Annotated in this window: 2 protein-coding genes; both read right to left on the bottom strand. The window is 30.0% G+C overall.

Going from position 1 to position 1745, the window contains the following annotated elements; all coding sequences use genetic code 11:
• On the bottom strand, nt 1-235 hold a 235-nt coding region (locus tag CKF59_RS05035), incomplete at its 3' end, for a hypothetical protein (protein WP_147397125.1).
• Nucleotides 236-520: 285 nt separating this feature from the next.
• Nucleotides 521-1745 (bottom strand): BspA family leucine-rich repeat surface protein (locus CKF59_RS05030; protein WP_119534875.1); only part of this gene is annotated, 1225 nt, incomplete at its 5' end.

The raw sequence follows: 1745 nt of genomic DNA, 5'->3' as shown, positions 1-1745 counted from the left end.
ATTCTTTTAAGCGAGCTGTGGTGGTAAAAGTAAGTCTTACTTGGGTTGGATCTATTCTTTGTTCTTTAATTTCATCAGGAAGTTGCTCAAAAGTTACATCTGTAAGTTTGTATTTGTAGTTATAAGCTGGATTTGCACCAGTATCTCTTAAACTATAACTATAATATGCTCCCGCACCTAGAGCTAGAGCCGAAACTAAAACACCTAAGCTGATAATGAGATTTTTCTTTTTCATATGGATATATTTAAGTTGAGATTTTGAGCTAAATTTATGTACATTAACTCGTAGATAACATGTATAAAGAAGTAAAGGTTAAGTAATAATATGAAAAAAGTATAAATCATAACTAACCTATTCAAAGGCAGATTGATCCACTGATTTAAGCATTTTATTTAAAATTATTATATCAGTTATGTTATGGATATAGATTGTTGGAGAAATGAGAAAATTAAATAATTATTTAAAATAAAGTACTCCTTAAAAAGTTAAGAAGTACTTGAAGATTTTTTATAAGGATTTTTATCTAAATCTTGGTCTATAGTTGTTGTTGAAGTTTCTTGCTCCTAAGAACATATTTTGATGGTCTGTAACTTTAGAGACATTCCAAGATCTTAGATTACTGTTGAATTTATAAGCATATGCAAACATATGTTTCATATTTGTAACTTTTGAGACATTCCAGCGACTTAAGTTGCTATTGAAGTTTGTAGCTCTTCCAAACATAGCTTGCATATTTGTAACGTTGGATACGTCCCATCTGCTTAAATCACTATTAAATTTTTCAGCTCCTGCAAACATAAAGCTCATATCGGTAACATGAGATACATTCCAATTACTTAAATTACTGTTGAGGTTTCTTGCCTTTTGGAACATTGCTTTCATATTGGTAACCTTAGCTACATTCCATCGACTCAAGTCGCTATTAAATCCTTCAGCCTCACTAAACATATACGACATGTTTGTAACGTTAGAAACATCCCAGTTGCTCAGATCACTATTAAATTTCTTTGCTCCACTAAACATATACGACATGTTTGTAACGTTAGAAACATCCCAGTTGCTCAGATCACTATTAAATTTATCAGCTTCATTAAACATAAATGACATATCAGTAACATTAGAAACATTCCAACTACTTAAATCGCTGTTAAAGTTTTTTACCATTTGGAACATCGCATTCATATTAATAACATTAGCTACATTCCATTGACTCAAGTCACTATTAAATTTTTCTACTCCATTAAACATAAATGACATATCAGTTACATTAGAAACATCCCAGTCTTTTAAATTACTATTAAAGTTTTTGGCTTCGTTAAACATTCCTTTCATATTTGTAACTTTTTGAACGTCCCAATTACTTAGATCACTATTAAATTTTTCAGCCTGGTAAAACATTGCAGACATATCTGTAACATTTGATACATTCCATTTACTCAAGTCTTGATTAAATTCTTTAGCACTGAAAAACATAGCCATCATATTAGTTACATTAGATACATTCCAATTGCTAATATCTTGATTGAATTTGCTAGCGTACATAAAGATACTAGCCATATTAGTTACATTAGATACATTCCAATTACTAATATCTTGATTAAATTTACTATCACCAGCAAACATACCTACCATATTAGTTACATTAGATACATCCCAATTACTAATATCTTGATTAAAGTTAGTGCCTTTGAACATGAATGACATATCTTTTACATTTGATACGTTCCAGCCACTAATATCTTGA

This window comes from Psittacicella gerlachiana, assembly GCF_003585965.1.
In the GTDB taxonomy this organism is placed as follows: Bacteria; Pseudomonadota; Gammaproteobacteria; order Enterobacterales; family Psittacicellaceae; genus Psittacicella; species Psittacicella gerlachiana.
This window is presented reverse-complemented; position numbering and strand designations above follow the sequence as displayed.